Origin of the sequence: Psychrobacillus sp. BM2, assembly GCF_048572895.1 — a bacterium.
Taxonomy (GTDB): Bacteria; Bacillota; Bacilli; order Bacillales_A; family Planococcaceae; genus Psychrobacillus.
In genome coordinates this window covers 2,895,017-2,918,418 of the sequence record NZ_CP183878.1, presented here as the reverse complement: position 1 = coordinate 2,918,418, position 23,402 = coordinate 2,895,017, and the positions used below count along the sequence as shown (strand labels likewise).

Sequence of the window (23,402 nt, the reverse complement as noted above, 5' to 3'; positions counted from 1 at the left end):
CGAGTGGGATAAGGCTTATCTGCGAGGTCTCGGCCTCATGAAAGTTTGATTCGATCTCCACTCGAACCAAAAGAAGGGTACCTGTTTATGTTTGCTTTAAGCAGCTAAAGGTAGTGTTAATTTTTTAGAGATTTCCTGTTCATATTTGAATTCTGGGTCATCCCATTCAAACGGTTTCTGATTTTTTAACATGGCAAAGGCAATTTTAATAAACTTGTTCCCCATCGCGATATTAATTTTTCCAGCCTTTTTGCCTTTTTCCTTTAAACGGATACAAAAAGGCTTCAGGGCCTCATTGTGTCTGGCAAGGCATCGTCCGGCGGTATAGATAGCCCTACGCAGGTTGGCATTTCCTTGTTTGGATATACGTCCAAAATACCCGCCTCCCGGTCCCGATTGTTTTATGACAGGGTTAGTACCAGCTTTTTTAATCAGCTGACCGGCATTCGTGTAATGAGAAAGGTCTCCCATTTCACAGTAGATTTCGGCAGCTGTTACAAGTCCTATGCCCGGCACGGTCAGGAGAAAGATTCCATCGGTTTGAACGAATATACGTTCAATTTCCTCCTCGTACTCTTTAATTGTTTGGGTAGCCCATTCATACGCTTTCAGCTTTTTTTTCAAGAGAAATAACTCGCTTGAAAGCTGGTCTAATGGCTTGGAGACACTTTCATTGGCTGCGAAGAGAAGCTTGTCCATCGTTGTTTTGCGGATTTTTAGGTTATGTTTTTTGGACAATTCCTGTAATCCATCCTCTCCCAGTTCAAGAATTTGAGAAGCGTGTGGATAATGGGTTAACAGATGAAGACTGGCTTTTCCCCAAAAATCACTAAAGATTGTTTTCGTTTTGACTTTCTTATCAACGAGCACGCTGATTCCTTGGTATTCACGCCAGATATGATCATGGACGACCCGAATTTCCATTTTGATACGAGAGCGCTTATTAATTTCACTTCTTCTTGCGCGTGTAAGATTTTGAAGTTCTTTGTACATGCCTGAAGGCAGTTTGGAGTTGGTCGCTTTATTGCCCACCAATGCCTCGGCAATCAGATACAAATCGATGTCATCCGTTTTTGTGTACGTAAGATGTTGTTTCCGTTCTTCATGTGTAGAAGATGGGTTAATGATATGAACAGAATAACCCGCATCTGTTAAAATACGTACGATGTCTTCGTAGTAATGGCCAGTCGCTTCGATGCCCACAAATACCTGTTCAGCTTGACAAGTCTGTTTGGCCTCCTCGATCTCTTTAATAAGGAGTTGCATGCCAGTCTGGCTGACCATGAATGAAAATGGGATGTGAATCACATCGCCAAAATAATTCAGTATCATCGCTTTCTGCAAAACCTTTGAAACATCAATCGGAACAAGCAATACTTTTTCTAAATCGGTACCTCTAAGTTCTTTTGCGAATTGACTTCTTCTTAAACCTTGTTTACCATTAAGTAGTCTCATTGATTATGTCCTCCTTCTAGGGTGGGTGATTGAATTACTTGGTTAAGTATCAATCCTAACATAGTCACTGGGGCTTTTTTGTTTCGAAACTCATTATTTCACACACCAGAAAGTATATAAAAATGTCCCGTGAACACTGGGTTTTCGGTGCTTTTAAAAATGAATAATACTATGATTTCCGTTTCAGGTGGACGCTTTCCGCGGGGTGAGCGACGAGCTATCACCGTCGCTAACGCGTCGATGTGATAGCTCATCTGTCTCACTCATCCCGCCGGAGTCGCCACCTTTCACTACAATCAATCAGTGTGTAGTACTCCACTAGAAAATTTAGCATAGCTTATCGCTTAGATGATAAGATTGGTCAAAAATTTTAGAGAGTGATCAAATTATTTGTCATCGCTTTTGCATTAGAAATGCGATGAACCAAATGATAGAGGAAGAAAGCAGGTTTCTTTTATACTAGTGGAAATAAAGAGAAATAGTAAGTGTAAGCACTATAAAGAAGCGAAATGGCGAACGAAATTGTATCTTCGAGAGCTTACTCTATGAATAAGAAAGTAGCTTTTCTTTAGTTATCCAAAATTGAACTAACCTGTTTCTAAAAGTTGTAGGAGGGCGATGGACAGACGAACGCCATAAGATTACCGAGAAAAGAGATGCTAGTCGTGACGTTAGTCACGACCAGCATCTCTAAAAAAACATTCGATAATACTAAAGCAATAAGTCTGTCCAGAGCCCTTCGAAAACGTTAGAATCAGGTTTTGAACTAAAAGGATCGAGCGTCTTCTTGCCCGGTTTTTCTTATAAGAAAGAAAATATAAATGCCCTGTGAACACTGGGTTTGTGGTACTTAAAGAATAAAGCATACTAGGGATTTCCGTTTCAGGTGGAGACAAAGGAACGATAGCTAAGAACGCCACCTCTTAAAGGGAAGGAAATCTAAGTTCGCCGCGTTCGCTTGTGACGTCTCATCTGTCTCACTCATCCCGTCGAAGTCGCCACCTTGCACTACAATCAATATAACGAGTAGTACTCCACCAAAATTTGACAAAGCATATCGCTTAGATGATGAGATTGGTCAAATTATTTGTAATCGCCTTGAATTAGAAATGCAATTATCCAATGATAGAGGAAGAAAGCGGATTTTCTTTTATACTAGTGGAAATAAAGAGAATTAGTAAGTGTTTTTAAGAAGCGAAATGGCGAACGAAATTGCATCTTCGAGAGCTTACTTTATGAATAAGAAAGTAGCTTTTCTTTAGTTATCCAAAAATGTACTAACCTGTTTCTAAAAGTTGTAGAAGGGTGACGGACAGATAAAGTAAAACTTCAATTAGTGGGGCTTCATTCCCCACTGATTTAAAAACTGAACTCAGGCAAATAACGCCGCGTCGTGCGGCAATGCCTGAGTGACCAACATCCTGTTGGACTTGAACCATTCGGGCTTTAACGGGTAGTTCTTTACTGCCCGTTAATGCGGGACACAACCAACCAGCATCCCTAAAAGTTCACTCGGTAATTCTATAGTAAAACGTCTGTCCAAAGCCCTTTGAAAACGATGGAAACAAGTTTTGGCCTTAAAGGACGCTTGCGCTTTTCTCAATAAGAAAGCATATATAAATGTCTTGTGAACCACTAGCGTGTTTCTAAAACAGATAAACACCATAAAGTTACCTAGAAAAGAGAGGCAGGTCGTGATGTCAGTCACAACCTGCCTCTTTAAAAAATCAAACGGTAATAATATGAACAGGTCAGGTCTGTTCAAAGCCTACTAAAAACGGTGGAATTAGCTTTTAACTAAAAAAACTGTGCATCCTTTTTTGTCCGATTTTTCTTAGACTAGAAGCAGGTACCCATACTCCAACAAAGCTCACTTTGATAACCAATCCCTCTATTTTCCAATGCATCAATTATTGCATTTCCCAATAAAAGTAGTACAATGAAAACAGAACATGTGTTCTAAGTGAAAAGGAGGAGTAGTTATGCCATTAATCCCGGAAGAGGCAATCCCATATTTTGAAAACATGATTTATCTTCCAATGGTCCTGACTATTTTAGAAAAAGATCGAACTATTTTTGAAAAGGCTCCATTTAAATTGAAGCGTCCGTATATCATTTTAGTAGAAGAAGCAGGAAAGCAAGTTCAGAAAGAATTAAAACAGACGCATATGTATATGAAGCGTCACAGTATGAAAGTTCTTCGAGGAGAAGGAGATGATATGTTCACAGAGTATGTATTTTTTCATGGAGGTTATGAAGAACATCGTCGTTACCTAAACGTTCGTCTCCGCAACAGAGTCGAAGAACTACTCTCTATATATTTGGCGGTAATAGAAAAACTTCGTTAGTTCTGTGAGTCTTTTTGAAATTGTGGAGTTCTAGTAATATAACCAGTATTCATCAGATAACTCATCCGTTTTAATAAATGCATATTTAGTATATTAGCAAATCCAACCTGTCTACTTATTGTTTGAGGAGAAGAAGGTACAGTTATTTTTTGACCATTTGTTAAAACGACCACACAACCATCTTCGGAAGGATAAAATGATTCTATTGCCCTAAAAGAAAACCAAATATTCAAATCCGATTTAGGAGAGAGTATTGGTATCAATATACATGGATTACCGAAGTCATGAGCTATAAGAATGGGTAGCTTTAAATAATTTCCAATCGCATCCCTTGATAATCGAGCCGTATGCTGGAACGAAGAGCCATAGAATGAGCAAGAGTGACGAACAATATCAAAAGGTTTTTTGCCTATTATATTGGACTCACCTGAAAAGTTAGTCACTTTCGTAAATATCGTATTATTCACTACAATAGGTTGAAGTACAGCGGTTTCAAATGAAATGAAAAAAGATTGTTCTTCTACTTTATTCGACATAAAAATCCACTCCTTTGTATTATGTACCTCAATTATAGTTAATTTTGGAAATAAATCAAGTATAAATAACGAATTTTGTAAATATTCATTATTTACTATGTAGTTGTAATTTTCTTAAAATGATTGCAAGTATCTCGTTGCTTTTATATAATAGAAAAAAGACATCGGGGTGATGGAGATGGACAAACAATATTCATATGCAGATTTCTTGAAAGCAATGGGTCAAACGGGGAAAGAAAGCTCTGCCGAAAATTTGTTAAACGAAATATATCTTGATATGTTTTTGAACATTATCCACCGGGAACAAAGTAGTAATCGTCTCTTAGCATTAATAGACGAGGCACTAGATCAGAAAGATATGGCTGCATTTATGGAGTATACAACTGCACTTCATCAACTAAACAGTCCAAAGTAATCAAACCATGATAAAAAAACCACTCAATTGGAGTGGTTTTTTTATGTGAAAAATCCGCAATCACTGATATCAGTGGCTTTTTGTTATACGTAAAAAACATATGTTCGTTTTAGTAGGAATCAAAAAAAGAGTATGTTAAACTAAAATTATTCAAAAAATAGGAGGCTTATGTATGGAACAAAGTTTTGATTTGCAAGCTCCGTATGAGCCAGCGGGAGATCAAATAGAAGCAATAAAAGAACTAGTAGAAGGTGTAAAAGAAGGGAAAAGGTATCAAACCTTACTTGGTGCGACAGGTACAGGTAAAACATATACGATTTCAAATGTAATTCAACAAATAAACAAACCAACGCTAGTGATGGCACATAACAAAACGCTAGCTGGTCAATTATATAACGAGTTTAAAGAATTTTTCCCGAACAATGCGGTTGAGTACTTTGTTAGTTACTATGATTATTTTCAACCAGAAGCATATGTTCCATCAACCGACACATTTATAGAAAAAGATTCAAGTATTAATGAGGAAATAGATAAGCTTCGACATTCTGCAACTTCCTCTTTATTCGAAAGAAAAGATGTCATTATTATTGCTTCTGTCTCCTGTATCTACGGGTTAGGGAATCCAGAGGAATATAAAGAAATGGTCGTATCCTTAAGAACTGGAATGGAAATTGAACGCAATCAGTTATTACGTAAACTCGTCGACATTCAATATGAACGAAACGATTTGAACTTTGTACGTGGAAAGTTCCGTGTTCGTGGAGATGTAGTAGAAATTTTTCCTGCTTCTCGTGATGAGAAATGTCTTCGTGTGGAATTTTTCGGAGATGAAATTGATCGTATTCGTGAAGTAAATGCACTTACTGGAGAAATTTTAGGAGAACGTGATCATGTCGCTATATTTCCAGCGTCCCACTTCGTTACACGTGAAGAAAAGATGAAACTTGCCTTAGCGAATATTGAAAAAGAATTAGAAGAGCAACTTGCGTACTTAAGAAGCGAGGATAAGTTATTAGAAGCTCAACGATTGGAGCAACGTACGAGATATGATTTAGAAATGATGGAAGAGATGGGCTTTTGTTCGGGCATCGAAAACTACTCCCGGCATTTAACGTTAAGGGAAGCAGGAGCGGTTCCTTATACATTGCTTGATTATTTTCCGGAAGACTTTTTACTCGTAGTAGATGAAAGTCATGTTTCATTACCTCAAGTAAGAGGAATGTATAATGGTGACCAAGCTAGAAAATCTGTGCTCGTAAATTATGGTTTCAGATTACCATCTGCTTTAGATAATCGACCTTTAACATTCAATGAATATGAAAAACATATAAACCAAGCTATATTTGTTTCAGCAACACCTGGGCCTTATGAGTTGGAGCATACACCGGAAATGGTGGAGCAAATCATCCGTCCAACTGGACTATTAGATCCAGTCATAACGGTTAAGCCTATTGAAGGGCAAATAGATGATTTGATCAATGAGATTCATGAGAGATCCGCCAAAAATGAACGTGTTTTAATCACGACACTAACGAAAAAAATGTCGGAAGATTTAACGGATTACTTAAAAGAAATTGGGATAAAGGTTCAGTACTTGCATTCAGAAGTAAAAACACTAGAACGTACAGAAATTATTCGAGAACTTCGATTAGGTACGTATGATGTATTAATAGGAATTAACTTGTTACGAGAAGGTATAGACATACCGGAAGTGTCTCTAGTAGCTATATTAGATGCCGATAAAGAAGGGTTTTTACGTTCTGAACGATCTTTAATCCAGACAATTGGCCGTGCTGCCCGTAACTCCAACGGGGAAGTTATTATGTATGCGGATAAAATGACGGACTCCATGCGAAAAGCAATTGATGAAACGCAACGTCGTAGAACGATTCAAATGGAGTATAACGAAAAACATGGTATTACACCAACAACAATCAAAAAGAAAATAAGCGATGTTATACGTGCGTCACAGGTTGCAGAAGAGGAAGAAACGTATGCGCAACGTTTAATGAGTGGAAAACCATTAACGAAAGAAGAGAAAGCAATACTTCTAGAAAATCTAGAAAAAGAAATGAAGGATGCAGCAAAAGCGCTTAACTTTGAACGAGCTGCAGAATTACGCGACGCAATTTTGGAACTGAAGCTGGAAGGGTGATAGGTGTTGAAAAATCAAGAGATCGTGATACAAGGTGCACGTGCACATAATTTAAAAAATGTAAGCTTGAAAATACCAAGAGATAAGCTAGTCGTCATGACTGGCCTTTCTGGCTCGGGTAAGTCTTCTTTAGCTTTTGATACAATCTACGCTGAAGGGCAACGACGATATGTAGAGTCATTATCAGCCTATGCTCGACAATTTTTAGGGCAAATGGAGAAGCCAGATGTCGATGTCATTGAGGGACTATCACCAGCTATTTCCATCGATCAAAAAACGACAAGTAAAAACCCACGATCTACAGTAGCGACTGTAACAGAAATTTATGATTATATGCGATTATTGTATGCGCGAGTTGGAAAACCGATATGTCCAAACCATGGTATTGAAATTTCATCTCAAACAATTGAACAAATGGTGGATCGCTTGAGTGAATATCCAGAAAAAACAAAGATGCAAGTGTTGGCGCCTATTGTTTCAGGTCGTAAAGGAACTCATGTAAAGCTTTTGGAAGAGATGAAAAAAGAGGGCTTTGTTCGTGTACGTATCGATGGAGAGTTAATTGATTTAGATGATGATATCAATCTAGATAAAAATAAAAAACATAATATTGAGGTTGTAATCGACCGAATTATAATGAAAGAAGGAGTTGCTGCAAGGCTCAGTGATTCTCTAGAGTCAGCTCTAAGACTTGCAGATGGTAGAGTTTTAATAGATGTAATGGAGCATGAAGAAGTTCTATTTAGTGAGCATCATGCATGCCCAATATGTGGATTTTCTATCGGAGAATTAGAGCCACGAATGTTTTCTTTTAATAGTCCATTTGGTGCTTGTACAGATTGTGATGGACTTGGAACGAAGCTAGAGGTGGATCCTGATTTAGTTGTTCCCGACAAAAGTGTCACACTCGCAGATGGAGCTATTGTCGCATGGCAGCCAACAAGCTCACAGTATTATCCGAAGCTTTTAGAAGCAGTATGCAAGCATTACAAAATAAAAATGAATGTTCCGGTAGAAAAATTACCAATCGATCAATGGAACAAAATTATGTATGGCTCAGGGAATGATAAACTTCGTTTCCGCTATGAAAATGAATTTGGACAAGTTCGGGATAGCTTGATTTCATTTGAAGGTGTTCTTGCGAATATTGAGCGTAGATTTAAAGATACCTCTTCTGATTATATTCGTGAGCAAATGGAAAAATATATGGAGCAGCATGATTGTCCTACATGTAATGGCTATCGTCTAAAAAAAGAAACACTTGCAGTGAAGATAAATTCCCTTCATATTGGGGAAATTACAAAGTATTCCATTGAGGAAGCGAATAAGTTTTTCAATGAGTTGACCTTATCGGAAAAAGATATGCAAATCGCTCGTCTTGTACTGCGAGAGATCAATGAACGTCTAGGTTTTCTAGAGAACGTTGGACTAGACTATTTAACATTAAACCGTGCGTCTGGAACATTATCAGGTGGGGAAGCACAACGTATTCGCTTGGCTACTCAAATTGGATCAAGACTGACAGGTGTATTATACATTTTGGATGAACCGTCTATCGGTCTTCATCAGCGAGATAATGATCGACTTATTGAAACATTAAAAAACATGCGAGATATTGGAAACACCTTAATAGTTGTAGAGCATGATGAGGATACAATGATGGCAGCGGACTATTTGATAGACGTGGGTCCAGGTGCAGGAGTGCATGGTGGAGAGATAATTGCTGCAGGAACTCCCGAACAAGTGATGAAAAACAAAAAATCTTTAACCGGTCAATACTTAAGTGGACAAAAGTTTATTCCGCTTCCAATAGAAAGAAGAAAGCCAGATGGTCGCTTTATCAAAATAAAGGGCGCTTCAGAAAATAACTTGAAAAATGTAAATGTAGACGTTCCATTAGGCGTATTTACTGCTGTTACAGGAGTTTCGGGATCTGGTAAAAGTACATTAGTAAATGAAATATTATATAAATCTCTAGCACAAAAACTAAATCGTTCCAAAGTGAAGCCCGGAGCATATAAAGACATTGAAGGTATCGACATGTTGGAAAAGGTAATTGATATAGACCAGTCTCCAATCGGTCGTACTCCAAGGTCCAACCCTGCTACTTATACGGGCGTTTTTGATGATATGCGTGATCTTTTTGCATCAACGAATGAAGCGAAAGTAAGAGGATATAAAAAAGGAAGATTTAGCTTTAATGTTAAGGGTGGTCGTTGCGAGGCATGTCGTGGTGATGGCATTATAAAAATTGAAATGCATTTCCTTCCAGATGTATATGTCCCATGTGAAATCTGTCATGGAAAACGATACAACCGTGAAACATTAGAAGTACATTACAAAGGTAAAAATATTGCAGATATACTTAAAATGACTGCTGAGGATGGGCTTGCCTTTTTCGAAAACCATCCGAAAATCAGTCGTAAACTACAAACGATTGTAGATGTAGGACTAGGATATATGGAACTAGGACAACCAGCGACTACTCTTTCTGGTGGTGAAGCGCAGCGTGTAAAACTGGCATCTGAACTACACAAGCGTTCTAATGGGAAATCATTTTATATTTTGGATGAACCGACTACAGGTCTACATGTAGACGATATTGCAAGACTGCTAATAGTACTTCAACGTTTAGTAGATAACGGAGATAGCGTATTAGTAATTGAGCATAATCTAGATGTCATTAAAACAGCGGATTACATGATTGATCTAGGACCAGAAGGTGGAGACAAAGGCGGAACAATTGTTGCAGTAGGTACGCCAGAGAAAATTACTGCATCAAAAGATTCATATACTGGGAAGTACTTGAAAACTATTTTAGAAAGAGATCGACAACGGATGGATGAAGTTGTAACGAAAGCGTCTAAAAAGAAAAAAAGTCCTGTATCGACTTCGTGATGAAACTTTTTGATTTTTCATTCGTATAGAGTTGTGTAAGTAAAATGATTTATAGTCTAAATTCATGAGGAGGCCTTTCACTATGCAAGAAGAACGAAAACGTATTTTAGATATGGTTGAAAATGGCACAATTACTGCACAAGAAGCTTTGGCATTACTTGAAGAGCTTGGAAAACAAACAACACCTGCTGCACCGTTTATCCCTGAAGAGAAAGAATATAGAAAGTCACAAAACAAAAATACCGATTTTGTGGAAGATTTGAAGCGCGATTTTACCGTAATGGGTGAACGTTTTATGCAGTTTATGCAAGGAACTGTGGACAAAATGAAGGATTTTGATATGCCATTCGGAGATCCGGTTGTTTTTGAAGAACAATTCGTCAAAGAGGATGCAAATGTTACAGATATCTCTATTAATATTGCGAATGGTAAAGTTGAAATTCAACCCACGGAGGAACAGCATGCACGTGCCACTGTTAAAGTGAAATCATTTAAAAATTCAACTGAAGACGAAGCGAAGAAACGTTTTCATGAAGAGTTTATTTTCACAACAGAAGGAAACAAATTACGTGTGTATAGCGATATGAAAACTACTTCTGTTCAAGTAACGTTATATGTACCGAACAAAGAATATAATAATATTTCCGCTCGTTTGTTCAATGGTGAGTTCTCAGCGAAAGGTTTAGAGGCAAACTCATTTAAAGTTAAGACAACTAATGGAAAAGTAGAATTAGATGAATTGAAGTTTGAAAGAGCTGACATAGAAACAGTTAATGGATCGGTTCAAGTTCAGCGTGTTGAAGGGGAAACGATTGAAGTAGAAACGATGAATGGTCGTATTTACGTAGATGGTAAGCTTAAAGAAATAGAAGGTTCATCGGTAAGCGGACATGTTATTTTAACCACAAAAGATAAAGAAGCTCGTAAAATAGAAGGTACAGCCGTGGCTGGTACGGTTGAACTGTATATTCCAAAGGATGTATCGATAAAAGGGGAAGCTACTTCCCAAATTGGTAAGATAGATGTTCAATTGGCTGATGTTACTCACTTAAACCAATCTGAGCAACTGTTAAACAAAAAAGTAGGGTTCACGAAAATAGTGGATTCGGAAGCTACTCCTTTACGAGTATACGGTGACGCAAAAACAGGATCTGTTGTTGTTCGTTATACAGTAGAAGGAGAATAAAATAACAAGTGGAGCGGGATATTATTCCCCTCCACTTTTTTATTTTATAGTGAGATCTATATAATGATACTGGTGATTTCCGTTACAGGTGGACGCGTTTCGCGGGGTGAGCGATGGGCTATCACCGTCGCTAATGCGTCGCTGTGATATCTCATCTGTCTCACTCATCCCGCCGAAGTCGCCCCCTTTCACTCCAATCAATATAGTGATTAGTACTCAACTCTAAGATTAAACATAGCCTATCGCTTAGACGAAAAGATTAGACAAAGTTAATATAGAGATAAAACCCTCTGTTGAATTAGGGATATTGTTCTGGCATGAAGGATGAAGCAAGTAGATTTACTTTTACACTAGTGGAAATAAAGAGAAATAGTAAGTGTTCACTAAAAAAAGAAGCGAAATGGCGAACGAAATTGCATCTTCGTGAGCTTGCTCTATCAATAGGAAAGTATCATTTCTCTAGTTATCCAAAAACGCACTTACCTGTTTCTAAGAGTTGTAGGAGGGCGACGGATAGAAAAAGTGAAACTTCAATCAGTGGGGCTTCATTCCCCACTGATTGTTAGTTGAACCATTCGGGCTCTTACCGGCAGTTATCTACTGCCCGTTAATGCGGGACAAACGCCATAAGATTATCGAAAAAAAGATGCTGGTTAGTTGTGACGAACGTCACAACTAACCAGCATCCCAAAAAATTCACTCGGTAATCATATAGCAAAATGTCTGTCCAAAGCACTTCGAAAACGCTAGAAACAGGTTTTGAACTAAAAGGACTGGAAGAGTTTTCCCCCCAGTTTAACGCTTCTGGTCTATCCAACAAAGTATTGCAAAGGCGGTGGCTTTCGCACAGCGCCTTCTGTATTCAATAGATTGCAATAAAATCGCTTCATGTTTATTCGTCATAAATCCACATTCCACCAGCACTGCTGGCATCCTTGTGTCTCGAACAACTGCAAAATCAGCTTTCTTCACTCCTCGATTCGATCTTCCTGTAATAGAGCATAGAGAGTTTTGGATAAGCTTTGCGAGAATAACTGATTGCTCAGAAGGATTTGTATAAGTAAAGGTTTCGATTCCACTAGCATTATTCCACGTGGTACCGTATGCATTGGCATGGATAGAGATAAATGCATCAACACCCATTTTGTTAGCTAAAGTCGTTCTTTCTTTAAGAGGAACGTCTCTTTTTTTGTCGTGACAATTCATAATAATTAGCTCAAAACCAGTTAGTTCATTTTTTACAAATTGAGCAACCGCCTCATTAAATTCAAACTCTTTCATTTTCCCATCTGGTGTTCTTTTGCCAATAGTATTAGGTCCATGACCTGCATCAAGCATAATTTTTATCGGAAAAACCTCCTTTCTACTTTTAAATAGAAGAAGAAAAGATAAATGGATACAATTTAAGTGGATAATCATGATAAAATAGGTATTAGGTTTACAAATGTAGTATGAAGGGAGTTTAGGGGTATGTCACATGTGACGACGAAGGACATAAAAGAACATTTGAATCTCACATTAGTAAGTGGGGAAGAAGGCATTGGACGACATATTTCCGTGAGTGATATTTCTAGACCAGGAATTGAAATAGCAGGATATTTTACACATTATCCTTCAAACCGGACACAGCTTTTAGGTAAGACGGAGATTTCTTTTTTTGATTTATTACAGCCGAAAGAAAAAATTGAGCGTATGAGAAAGCTTTGTGCACAGGATACACCGGTCATCATTGTTTCACACGGAATGGAAGTGCCGAAGGAATTAATCACAGCATCCAATGAAACTTCAGTTCCCGTATTAACGACTAGCTTGCCTACTACCAGATTTTCTAGCATGCTTACAAACTTTTTAGAAAGTAGGTTAGCACCCTCTACTGCCGTACATGGTGTACTAGTAGATATTTATGGGGTTGGAGTACTAATCACCGGGAAAAGCGGCGTTGGGAAAAGCGAGACGGCATTAGAGTTAGTGAAAAGGGGTCATCGTTTAGTAGCGGATGATTGTGTGGAAATTAGGCAAGAGGGCGAGGATACGTTAGTCGGAAGTGCGCCACAGCTAATTGAGCATCTCTTGGAAATTCGTGGATTAGGTATTATCGATATAATGACATTGTTTGGGGCAAGTGCCGTTAGAAGCTATAAACGTATAACGCTTATCATTGAATTAGAGATTTGGGATGAGAAAAAGACATACGACCGTCTAGGTCTTGAAGAAGAGAAAATGGAAATTATTAATACAGCAATTACGAAGCTGACCGTTCCTGTTCGACCAGGTAGAAATATAGCAGTAATTATTGAAGTTGCTGCAATGAATCACCGATTAAAAAAAATGGGTGTAAATGCTGCGGAAGATTTCGCCAAGCGTTTAAATGATGTTATAGAACAAAATGCAGAAATGGACTATTAATAGATGCTTGAAGGGAGTTACATATGAATTTATTACAAATAATTGATCCGGTAGCATTTTCTGTAGGACCAATATCGGTGCGTTGGTATGGAGTAATAATTGCTCTTGGTATAGTATTAGCTTTTTTCGTTGCACAAAAAGAAATGGTAAAGCGAGGATTTCATCCAGATTATTTAACGGATTTACTTATTTGGGCAGTACCAATCGCCATTATTAGTGCTCGAATTTACTATGTTATTTTTAAATGGGATTTTTATGGTCAAAACCCGGGAAAAATTATTGAAATTTGGAATGGCGGAATTGCGATTCATGGGGCATTGATTGGGTCGTTTATAACAGCTTATATTTTCACCAAAAAACGAGGTTCTTCTTTTTGGAAGGTTGCCGATATAGTAGCACCAAGTATTTTAATAGGTCAGACTATTGGGCGTTGGGGAAATTTCATCAACCAAGAAGCACATGGTGGAGAAGTAACGAGAACTTTCTTAGAAAATTTAATGCTTCCAAATTGGATTATTGAGCAAATGTATATAAATGGAAAGTATTATCACCCAACATTTTTATATGAATCTGTATGGAACTTTATCGGAGTAGTTATATTAATATTGCTTCGCAAAGTGAATTTACGTCGAGGGGAAATGGTGCTATTTTATGCGGCATGGTATTCTGTTGGCCGATTTTTCATCGAAGGAATGCGTACGGACAGTCTCTATTTAATAGGGGAATTGAGAACTGCACAAGTCGTATCGATTGTGACAGTTATAGTTGCAATTGTTTTATTTGTATATAGAAGAATGACGATAAAACCTGTTGTTCATTATCAGGATAAGTAAGAAAGCTGGGATAAGATGGGGACGTTGAAAAATGGGCTGTTTGCTGGTCTTAAAACAACCTGGACATTAAGTAAAGTAATTTTCCCAATTACATTAATCGTAGTAATTTTGCAATATACGCCTGTACTCCCTTGGATTATCGATATGATATCGCCATTTATGGGTCTATTAGGTCTTCGCGGAGAGGCAGCTATTCCTTTAGTGCTGGGGAATGCATTGAATTTATATGCAGGCATTGCTGGGATACTATCTTTGGATTTGACCGTGAAGGAAGTTTTTATATTAGCGACAATGCTATCCTTTTCCCATAATATTTTCATTGAAACTGGAGTGGCCCTTCGAGTGGGTGTGAAATTGTGGATTGTATTGGTTGTTCGCTTTGGTTTGGCAATTATGTCTGCTATCATTATTAACCTTGTATGGCAAGGTGGTGGAGAGGTAGCAAAATATGGTGCCCTCCAAGTAAGTCAGCAAGTTCCTGATGGATGGGGAGAAATTATATTGTTTGGCTTACAAAAAGCTACATTTGGCGTTTTACAATTAGCTCTAATCGTCATACCGCTAATGGTTATTATCCAGTTTTTAAAGGATCGGAATTATTTGCAAAAGTTTTCAGAAAAGCTAGCTCCTTTTACGAAAGTTATTGGTATACAACGAAATGCTTCACTAACGCTTGTGGCTGGGCTTGTGATTGGACTAGCATATGGAGCAGGGGTAATGATTCAAGCAGTGCAAGAGGATGGGGTAAGTAAAAAGGATGCGACACTGGCCTTTATATTCTTAGTGGCATGTCATGCAGTAGTAGAAGATACATTAATCTTTATACCATTAGGAATCCCAATCTGGCCACTATTTTTGATAAGATTAATAACTGCTTTCGTATTAACGATAGTAGTTGCCTATGTATGGAGGAAAGCGGAGCAAAGTAAACATAAGGAAGTGGCAATCCCATGAAAAACTATAAAGCGCTACTTTTTGATTTAGATGGAACAATATTGAATACGAATGAATTGATTATCGAATCTTTTTTATATGTATTAGGCGAAAAGTTTCCTGGGAAATATAGTCGGGAGACAGTTATACCTTTTTTAGGACCTCCACTATTTGAAACATTCAATGGGATAGACCCAGCATTAACGGAGACTTTAACCGCTTCCTATCACAAATGGAACCTAGAGAAGCACGACCAAATGGTAGCACCGTTTGATGGTGTTGTAGAAACATTACAGCAACTAAAGAACGAGGGCTATAAATTGGCGATCGTTTCTACTAAGAGGCGAGAGATGATTGAAAGAGGTCTCCAATTAATGGAATGTGAAACGTTGTTTGATACGATTGTCGGCTTCGATGACGTTACATATACGAAGCCTGATCCTGAACCTATTCAAATAGCGCTACAAAGAATTGATACAAATAAAGAAGATGCACTTATGATCGGAGATAATTTTCATGATATCGTTGGTGGACAAAGAGCTGGAGTTGATACAGCTGCTGTAGCTTGGTCCATCAAAGGTGAAGAATTCTTAGCTACATATAATCCTACTTATATGCTTCATCATATGAGCGAGCTTCTTGATATTGCAAAAGGGAAGCGTGTATGAGAAGAACAGAGCGATACCCAGTAAAGGGGGCAAACTCACTTTGGCATGTATATGATACTATTCCGTTTTGGAAAGTGATGAAAAACTTTATCTTCATTCAAGCAGCTAGATATTCTCCGTTTTTAAGCTGGAAGAACTTTTTCTATCGTGCCTTTCTGAAAATGGAGGTCGGAAAAGAAACGTCTTTTGCTTTAATGGTAATGGTTGATGTCATGTTCCCTGAGCGTATTAAAGTAGGCGACAATTCTATTATTGGCTACAACACAACGATTCTTGCGCATGAATATTTGATCGATGAATATCGTATTGGAGATGTCATTATTGGTAATCGCGTATTGATCGGAGCAAATACAACAATTTTACCTGGTATTAAGATTGGTGATGACGCTATTGTTTCTGCGGCAACTCTAGTCAATGCAGACGTTCCAGAAGGATGCTTCGTTGGCGGAAACCCAATGCGCATTATTTATACGAAGAAACAAATGCTAGAGCGCAATAATAACTAATGAAAAGCTATTCTACTTAGTGTTGAACTAAGGGAATAGCTTTTTTTGATGGAATAATGATTATAAGAATCGTCCACCAGAAAAGTATTCAATAGTTGTTTGCGATTAGCCCGATGCCTATTGCGATTCGCAAAGTTGAATTTTCGATTTGGGGCGACTAACTTGTGATACAAAAATCTTAGAAGAACTAGAAGACAAGTTGACGAAATGGATAAACTAGTATAAAATTCAATTAATTCATCTTGTTAGTTCTCTAGTGTGTTAAAGTGATATTTTAGGAGTGGTAAAATGAGCAAAATTCAAATGTTCGAAAAGCCTCTTGGAATGAGAGACTCGTTCCCAGAAGTAAACGAACAAAAAGAATATATACGATCGACAGCAAGAGATTTTATACGAAGAAAAGGATACGACTTTATAAAAACACCTTCTGTGGAATATTTTGAAACAATCGGAAAGGCTTCTGCAATTGATGAGTCTTCTTTGTTTAAATTAGTAGACAATCAAGGTGAAATGCTTGTTTTACGCCCTGATATGACGACACCAATTGCTAGAATAGCAGCTTCCAAGTTATTAAAGGAAAAAAATCCACTGCGCTTGGCTTACTATGCAGATGTATTTCGTGCTCAACAGCGAGAAGGTGGAAGACCAGCAGAGTTTGAGCAGCTAGGACTTGAACTTGTTGGTGATTTTAGTCCATACGCAGATAGTGAAATAATCTATACTGCGATAGAACTATTGAAGTCTTTAGGTGTAGAAAACTTCCGAATTACGATTGGACATGCTGAAATTTTAACTGCTTTCTTAACAAACAACACAGATAACATAGAACAAGTTGAAAAACTAAGACAACTATTAGTAGAGAAAAATTTAGTAGGTTTCTCACAAAAGTTAGAAAGCATGAACTTACTGAAAGAACAAAAAGAAAGACTTATAACAATTATAGATTACACATTAGACTCCAATGTATTTACGGATTTCCGTCAGTTCTTAAACGGCGATCAACAGTATTTGATTGATCAAGTGGAGGAGCTTCAAAAACTACTGGAATTTCAATTGAATGACTATTCTATTGTATCGTTCGATTTTTCTTTAGCGAGTCATATGAGCTATTACACAGGTATGCTATTTGAAATTCACGCAGCAGGAAGTGGTTTCTCCATTGGAAATGGTGGACGTTATGATGAGTTGTTCAAACAATTCGATGAAACAGTAGGGGCTACAGGATTTGGTATTCGTGTAGACCGGCTATTAGAAGTTTTACCGAAACAAGTAATAAAGGAGAAGAATACCCTTCTTTTATTTGATAAATGGTCTTTTTCTAAAGCAAATGTATTAGCAGAAGCTAGAAGAAATACATCCGAATATGTGACACTGCAATACGCAGAGAGTGTAAATGATTTAGAAGCATTTAAAGAAATATTCGATGAAGTAATTATCGTGTCCGAAGGTGGTTCTTTCCGTGAATGAATTAACAATTGCAATGCCAAAAGGGCGTATTTTTGAAGAAGCATATAAACTATTTGTTGAAGCAGGATTTAACTTGCCTAAAGAGATTAGTGATTCCAGAAAGTTAATCGTTGAGGCTCCGGATGAACGCATTCAATTCATATTGGCAAAACCGATGGATGTACCGGTATACGTGGAACATGGTGTAGCGGATATCGGGATTGCGGGCAAGGATGTTTTATTGGAACAGCACCGCGATGTCCATGAGCTATTGGATTTACATATTAGTAATTGTTATATAGCAACTGCCGGTATTCCAAACACTACGATGAATGAAATTGCTCCACGTGTTGCAACAAAGTATCCAAGAATTGCAACAAACTTCTACAAGGAAAAAGGGGAGCAAGTGGAAATCATTGAGTTGAATGGTTCGATTGAGCTCGCACCAATGATTGGTCTTGCAGATCGTATTGTCGACATTGTTTCTACTGGACAGACGCTGAAGGAGAATGGCTTAGTGGAATTTGAAAAAATTGTATCTATCTCCTCTCGATTGATCGTTAATCCTGTAAGCTATCGAGTGAAAAGTGAACGAATCAATGCATTTGTTGCCCAATTAAAAAACGAATTGCATAAAAGGTAGGGAATCCTATGAGAATAGAAAAGCTTACAGAAACAATTTCATTACAACGTTCGGTTGAACAAGCAAATGCAGATCATTTAACGACAGTACGTGAGGTAATAGCAGATGTGCGACAGAACGGGGATCAAGCGCTTTTTCGTTATACAGAAAAATGGGATGGTGCAAAACTTTTAACACTCAAAGTATCCAAAGAAGAAATGGATGAAGCATACGCTAATTTTGATAGACAGTTGATAGGTGACTTGGAAGAAGCTGCTGCTAATATTCGGGCATTTCATACGGAGCAGGTTCGCAGACAAATTGACTTTCCATTGGCTAAAAATTCTTATATTCAATATAAAATTTCACCACTTGATGCTGTAGGTTTATACGTTCCAGGTGGGACTGCAGCCTATCCTTCTTCCGTATTAATGAACGCAATACCTGCACTAGTAGCGGGAGTAGAAAGAGTGGTCATCGTATCACCGCCATCTAAGGATGGAAAACTACCTGATTCAGTATTAGTAGCAGCACGTATAGCTGGCATTACAGAAATATATAAAGTTGGTGGAGCCCAAGCAATAGCGGCCCTTGCATACGGTACCGAAACGATCAAAGCAGTAGATAAGATTACAGGACCGGGTAATAGTTTTGTAGCACTTGCTAAAAGAGAGGTGTTTGGTAGGGTTGCCATCGATATGATAGCAGGTCCTAGTGAAATAGCGATTATAGCAGATGAAACTGCCTATGCTGATGAAGTAGCGGCAGATCTTCTTGCTCAAGCAGAGCATGATCGATTTGCAAGTTCTGTTTTAATCACAACAAGCCCATCACTTGCTGAACTAGTATCAATAGAAGTAGAAAAACAATTAAAGCTTCTTCCTAGAGAAGAAATTGCTCGCTCCTCTATCGAAAACTTCGGTTGTATTTATATCGCTGAATCAATGGAACAAACGATTTCTGCAGTGAATGAGCTAGCACCGGAACATTTGGAAATTATTACGGAGCAGCCTGAAGAGCTAAGTAAAAAGATAAAGCATGCAGGAGCCATTTTCATCGGGAGATTCAGTAGTGAACCGGTGGGCGATTATTTTGCTGGTACGAATCATGTACTGCCGACGAATAGCACAGCGAGATTTTCAAGTGGGCTATGTGTGGACGATTTTGTTAAGAAAACAAGCGTTGTTTACTATTCCGAAGAAATGTGGCAGGAGCAATATCCTAAAATTGCCCGCTTAGCTAGACTTGAGCAATTAGAAGGACATGCAAGATCTGTAGAGTCAAGAAGCTGGAAGAAGGGGGATTTAAAATGACTATTAAAAGAGCGGCGAAAATAGAAAGAATGACGAACGAAACAAAGGTATGGGTTGAAATTGATCTAGATGGTGAAGGAAAAGCGGAAATAGATACAGGCGTCCCTTTTATGGATCATATGCTGGATCTATTTACAAAGCATGGTTTATTTAATGCTTCTATAAAAGCTAAAGGAGATACATATATCGATGATCATCATACGACAGAGGATATCGGTATTGTGTTAGGACAAGCAGTAAAAGAAGCATTAGGAGACAAAAAAGGTATTAAGCGTTACGGAAATGCCTTTGTTCCAATGGATGATGCATTAGCTCAAGTAGTAATTGATATTTCGAATCGTCCGCATTTAGAGTTTCGTGCGCAGTTTCCAACTCAAAAAGTGGGGAATTTTGATACAGAGCTTGTTCATGAGTTCCTATGGAAATTCGCATTGGAGGCACGAATGAATGTCCATGTTATCGTTCATTATGGTGCAAATACGCATCATATGATCGAAGCAATTTTTAAAGCATTAGCTCGTGCAATTGATGATGCTATTACAAAAGACGATCGAGTGAAGGGTGTTCCTTCTACAAAAGGTCTACTCACATAAGAAGGAGAGAGTAATGATGACGACGATTCAAGTTTACCCTGCGATTGATATGAAAGGCGGAAAATGTGTGCGCCTGTATCAAGGGGATTATGAGCAAGAAACCGTTTATGGAGATTCTCCATTCGATATGGCTAAAAAGTTTGTAGGTGAAGGGGCAGCGTGGATTCATCTAGTAGATTTAGATGGAGCAAAAGTTGGAAATAAAACCCATGCAGACGAAGTAATTCGTATTGCTAAAGAGCTTCCGGTAAGTGTGCAAATTGGTGGGGGAATTCGTACAAAGGATGACGTTCAATTTTATTTGAATAACGGCGTAAATCGTGTAATTATAGGAAGTCTAGCTATTTCCCAACCCGACTTAGTAGTGGAGTTAATAGAAGAATTCGGCGGTGAAAGAATTGTCATCGGTCTAGATGCAAAGGATGGAATGGTGGCTACACATGGGTGGCTAGAAACCTCCACCCAATCTGCTGTTGAAGTAGGACAATTTTTTGCTTCTAAAGGTGCTAAACACGTTATCTTTACAGACATTGCAACAGATGGAACGCTTCAAGGTCCAAACTTAGTGGCAAATAAAGAACTGGCAGAAAAAACCGGACTATCGATTATTGTATCAGGTGGAATTAGTTCCTTAGAAGATATTGCAGCTGTAGCAAAATTAGCGCAAACGACGACAGTAGCTGGAGTTATTACAGGTAAAGCATTATACAAAGAACGGTTCTCACTAACTGAAGCTTTACAAGAAGCGGCCAAATAAGTAAACAAGCATTCATGTCCATCGAATGAAAAAGGAGTAGAACTATCATGACTAATTTAACATATGATGAAAAAGGCCTAATACCTGTAATCGTACAACATGCAATTACAAGAGAAGTGTTAACACTTGCTTATATGAACGAAGAAGCCTATGCCAAGACAGTTGAAACAGGAGAAACTTGGTTTTTTAGCCGTAGCAGACAGGAACTTTGGCACAAAGGGGAAACTTCAGGGAATACTCAAAAGGTAGTTTCTATTAAGACAGATTGCGATTCAGATGCATTAGTAGTAGAAGTACTACCAGCTGGACCTGCATGCCATACAGGTGAAGATACATGCTTTCATAATTCATTAGAAAAAATGGATAATACGGTAGGTTATGATGTAATTACATCTCTCATCAACGTTATTGAAGAGAGACAGCAATCTATGCCTGAAGGTGCATATACGACGTATTTATTTGAAAAAGGTGTAGATAAAATTTGCAAAAAAATTGGAGAAGAAGCATCCGAAGTTATTATCGCCTCCAAAAATAATGATGGGGAAGAGTTGAAATGGGAAGCTGCAGATCTTCTATATCATCTATTAGTCCTTCTACAAAACCAACAAGTTAGCTTTTATGATCTGTTACAAGTGTTGCAAAAAAGACATGAAGCCAAAGCAGATAAAAATTAAATATATGTGATATACTGAAGGATATACTATTAAGGGACGTTTATAAAAAACGTTCCTTATTATTTTTCGGAGGATTATGTTGAATAAAAAAAGTAAAAAGGTTCTTAGAGAAAATATCATTTCGTTTTTACCTACGGGTGAATACTACTATAAAAAAGCATTAGATGAACTACAAAAAGATCAATATGAAAAAGCACATAAATACTTAAAACGAGCAGCTGAACTAAGTCCCAATGATCCAATGATATTGCTACAATATGCGATATTACAAATGGAGATAGATAACTTTGAACTAGCCCATGAACTTTTGAGAAGTGCCCATGCAATCGACCAAAACGAGTCAGAAATTGTATTCTTTTTGGCAGAGGTAAATGCTCATCTTGGGAACTTTGTAGAGGCCAATAAATTCGCTGCAATGTATTTGGAAATGGATATTCAAGGGGAATACACGGAAGAGGCAATGGAGATTGTAGACTTCACAGAACAGGAAGATATAGTATCACTTCAGGTAGATACGCCGTCTGGTGAAGCATTATTTTTACAAGAAAAGTCGAGACGTTTAATGGAGCAAGGTAAATTTGCCGAGGCAGTAGAATTATTAGAATCCATCGTGGTGGATCATCCAGATTTTTGGGCAGCATTTAATAATTTGGCCCTTGCTTATTTTTATATTGGAGAAGAAGAACAGGCTAAGGCATTACTACATGATGTACTCCATGAAAATAGAGGCAATATCCATGCACTATGTAATTTAGCTGTGATTTATTATTATGAAAAAAATGAAGAAGAACTGGAAGAAATCGTAGAATTACTAACCAAGATAAACCCTTATTTTGTTGAACATCGCTATAAGTTAGGTGCAACATTTGCGTTAATAGGCAAATATGAACAAGCATTTAAGTGGCTAAGAAGCTTACAACGAAAAGGTTTTGAAGGAGATCCAGGATTTTATTTCTGGCTGTCTCATTCGGCTTATTTTTCTGGATATGATGAAGTTGCAAAAAATGCTTGGAAGGCATTATTGAAACTAGATCCGGAAAAGGCTGGATTTGAACCTTGGCTACCGCTAAAAAGTGACTCTAATGACGCTACTTCTAAAATTCAAAAGGAATATATTTTAGAAAAGATAGAGCATGAGCATGTGAGCGAACGTATTTATGGTTTTTATTTGTTAGGTAAATCTAAACATCGTCAAGAAATAATCTCACATCCCAAATGGATTGTAGTGGACGATTTAACAACGATGGAGAAGCTATTCTTAGCCAATTCTTTAGGTCATGATTTTGACGAAAAATTACCTGCTGAGAAAGCTTTTTTACGTGCAATTGCAGCGACAGACCTGTTGTATGATAAATATAAGCCTTTAGAGCATGAAGATATGTTTCTATTTCAAATGTGGTTTGTATTAGTAGAACGCGCACTAGAGAAAGGGTATGGCTTCAGAAATCCACGTGCATTAGCAGCTGCAACGGAGTATATGTTTGAATCATCTCGTTCTAAAAATGTAACGAAAAAATATTATGCTGAGCAATATGGCATTACAACTAATACATTGACTAAGTATATTAACGAACTTATGCAATTTTTGCCTCTTTTTGACTCCTAGGCAAAATAGTTGAAGCGTATTAAAAAATCCTATAGATTGAGGATAGTAGCAA

Annotated in this window: 20 protein-coding genes; 17 read left to right on the top strand and 3 right to left on the bottom strand. The window is 37.8% G+C overall.

Going from position 1 to position 23,402, the window contains the following annotated elements; genetic code table 11:
- Positions 1-96: 96 nt before the first annotated feature.
- Complete coding sequence (locus tag ACN6MX_RS14310) at positions 97-1,455, bottom strand: IS110 family transposase (protein ID WP_419959370.1); 1,359 nt, start codon at positions 1,453-1,455, stop codon at positions 97-99.
- 1,982 nt (positions 1,456-3,437) lie between these two features.
- Here ACN6MX_RS14310 and ACN6MX_RS14305 point away from each other — a divergent pair.
- A complete protein-coding gene (locus ACN6MX_RS14305) occupies positions 3,438-3,803 on the top strand; it encodes a hypothetical protein (RefSeq protein ID WP_419959537.1) in 366 nt (121 codons plus the stop codon).
- Here the strand turns inward: ACN6MX_RS14305 and ACN6MX_RS14300 are convergent.
- Positions 3,800-4,339: a competence protein ComK gene (locus ACN6MX_RS14300; RefSeq protein ID WP_419959536.1), complete on the bottom strand. Its 540-nt coding sequence runs from the start codon at positions 4,337-4,339 to the stop codon at positions 3,800-3,802. The two genes, ACN6MX_RS14305 and ACN6MX_RS14300, sit on opposite strands and share 4 nt — an antisense overlap.
- A 178-nt stretch (positions 4,340-4,517) precedes the next feature.
- Between ACN6MX_RS14300 and ACN6MX_RS14295 the strand changes: the two genes are divergently transcribed.
- The 4 genes from ACN6MX_RS14295 (at position 4,518) to ACN6MX_RS14280 (ending at position 10,993) form a co-directional block, all read left to right on the top strand.
- Positions 4,518-4,754, top strand: a complete 237-nt coding sequence (locus ACN6MX_RS14295) for an IDEAL domain-containing protein (RefSeq protein WP_419959535.1) — start codon at positions 4,518-4,520, stop codon at positions 4,752-4,754.
- A gap of 172 nt (positions 4,755-4,926) precedes the next feature.
- Positions 4,927-6,909, top strand: a complete 1,983-nt coding sequence (gene uvrB / locus ACN6MX_RS14290; RefSeq protein ID WP_419959534.1) for an excinuclease ABC subunit UvrB — start codon at positions 4,927-4,929, stop codon at positions 6,907-6,909.
- Between the two features lie 6 nt (positions 6,910-6,915).
- Complete coding sequence (gene uvrA / locus ACN6MX_RS14285) at positions 6,916-9,807, top strand: excinuclease ABC subunit UvrA (RefSeq protein ID WP_419959533.1); 2,892 nt, start codon at positions 6,916-6,918, stop codon at positions 9,805-9,807.
- An 82-nt stretch (positions 9,808-9,889) separates the two neighbouring features.
- Positions 9,890-10,993, top strand: a complete 1,104-nt coding sequence (locus tag ACN6MX_RS14280; RefSeq protein WP_419959532.1) for a DUF4097 family beta strand repeat-containing protein — start codon at positions 9,890-9,892, stop codon at positions 10,991-10,993.
- 795 nt (positions 10,994-11,788) lie between these two features.
- On the opposite strand, the gene ACN6MX_RS14275 is transcribed toward ACN6MX_RS14280, so the two are convergent.
- Complete coding sequence (locus tag ACN6MX_RS14275) at positions 11,789-12,331, bottom strand: N-acetylmuramoyl-L-alanine amidase (RefSeq protein WP_419959531.1); 543 nt, start codon at positions 12,329-12,331, stop codon at positions 11,789-11,791.
- A 132-nt stretch (positions 12,332-12,463) separates the two neighbouring features.
- Here ACN6MX_RS14275 and hprK point away from each other — a divergent pair, with 132 nt between their 5' ends.
- From hprK to ACN6MX_RS14215, 12 genes are all read left to right on the top strand, one after another.
- Positions 12,464-13,399, top strand: coding sequence for an HPr(Ser) kinase/phosphatase (hprK, locus tag ACN6MX_RS14270; protein ID WP_419959530.1), 936 nt, complete (start codon positions 12,464-12,466; stop codon positions 13,397-13,399).
- Positions 13,400-13,422: 23 nt separating this feature from the next.
- Complete coding sequence (lgt, locus tag ACN6MX_RS14265) at positions 13,423-14,232, top strand: prolipoprotein diacylglyceryl transferase (RefSeq protein WP_419959529.1); 810 nt, start codon at positions 13,423-13,425, stop codon at positions 14,230-14,232.
- Between the two features lie 15 nt (positions 14,233-14,247).
- Entirely contained in the window at positions 14,248-15,186 is a 939-nt protein-coding gene (locus tag ACN6MX_RS14260; protein WP_419959528.1) for a nucleoside recognition domain-containing protein, read from the top strand.
- Positions 15,183-15,833, top strand: coding sequence for a pyrophosphatase PpaX (gene ppaX, locus ACN6MX_RS14255; RefSeq protein ID WP_419959527.1), 651 nt, complete (start codon positions 15,183-15,185; stop codon positions 15,831-15,833). The genes ACN6MX_RS14260 and ppaX overlap by 4 nt, the downstream gene beginning before the upstream one ends.
- Complete coding sequence (locus ACN6MX_RS14250) at positions 15,830-16,339, top strand: acyltransferase (protein WP_419959526.1); 510 nt, start codon at positions 15,830-15,832, stop codon at positions 16,337-16,339. Before ppaX ends, ACN6MX_RS14250 begins: the two co-directional genes overlap by 4 nt.
- 288 nt (positions 16,340-16,627) lie before the next feature.
- Positions 16,628-17,806 (top strand): ATP phosphoribosyltransferase regulatory subunit, encoded by a 1,179-nt coding sequence (locus ACN6MX_RS14245; RefSeq protein ID WP_419959525.1) that lies wholly within the window; start codon positions 16,628-16,630, stop codon positions 17,804-17,806.
- The gene (hisG, locus tag ACN6MX_RS14240; RefSeq protein ID WP_419959524.1) at positions 17,799-18,428 is read left to right on the top strand and encodes an ATP phosphoribosyltransferase; all 630 of its coding nucleotides are present in this window, start codon (positions 17,799-17,801) and stop codon (positions 18,426-18,428) included. Before ACN6MX_RS14245 ends, hisG begins: the two co-directional genes overlap by 8 nt.
- 8 nt (positions 18,429-18,436) lie before the next feature.
- Positions 18,437-19,720 (top strand): histidinol dehydrogenase, encoded by a 1,284-nt coding sequence (gene hisD, locus ACN6MX_RS14235; RefSeq protein WP_419959523.1) that lies wholly within the window; start codon positions 18,437-18,439, stop codon positions 19,718-19,720.
- 2 nt (positions 19,721-19,722) lie between these two features.
- Entirely contained in the window at positions 19,723-20,313 is a 591-nt protein-coding gene (hisB, locus tag ACN6MX_RS14230; RefSeq protein WP_419962633.1) for an imidazoleglycerol-phosphate dehydratase HisB, read from the top strand.
- A gap of 16 nt (positions 20,314-20,329) precedes the next feature.
- The gene (hisA, locus tag ACN6MX_RS14225) at positions 20,330-21,070 is read left to right on the top strand and encodes a 1-(5-phosphoribosyl)-5-[(5-phosphoribosylamino)methylideneamino]imidazole-4-carboxamide isomerase (protein ID WP_419962632.1); all 741 of its coding nucleotides are present in this window, start codon (positions 20,330-20,332) and stop codon (positions 21,068-21,070) included.
- A gap of 47 nt (positions 21,071-21,117) precedes the next feature.
- Positions 21,118-21,744 carry a bifunctional phosphoribosyl-AMP cyclohydrolase/phosphoribosyl-ATP diphosphatase HisIE gene (gene hisIE, locus ACN6MX_RS14220; protein ID WP_419959522.1) on the top strand — a complete coding sequence of 209 codons (627 nt, stop codon included), beginning with the start codon at positions 21,118-21,120 and terminating at the stop codon, positions 21,742-21,744.
- A gap of 76 nt (positions 21,745-21,820) precedes the next feature.
- Positions 21,821-23,350 (top strand): tetratricopeptide repeat protein, encoded by a 1,530-nt coding sequence (locus ACN6MX_RS14215; RefSeq protein WP_419959521.1) that lies wholly within the window; start codon positions 21,821-21,823, stop codon positions 23,348-23,350.
- Positions 23,351-23,402 lie beyond the last annotated feature (52 nt).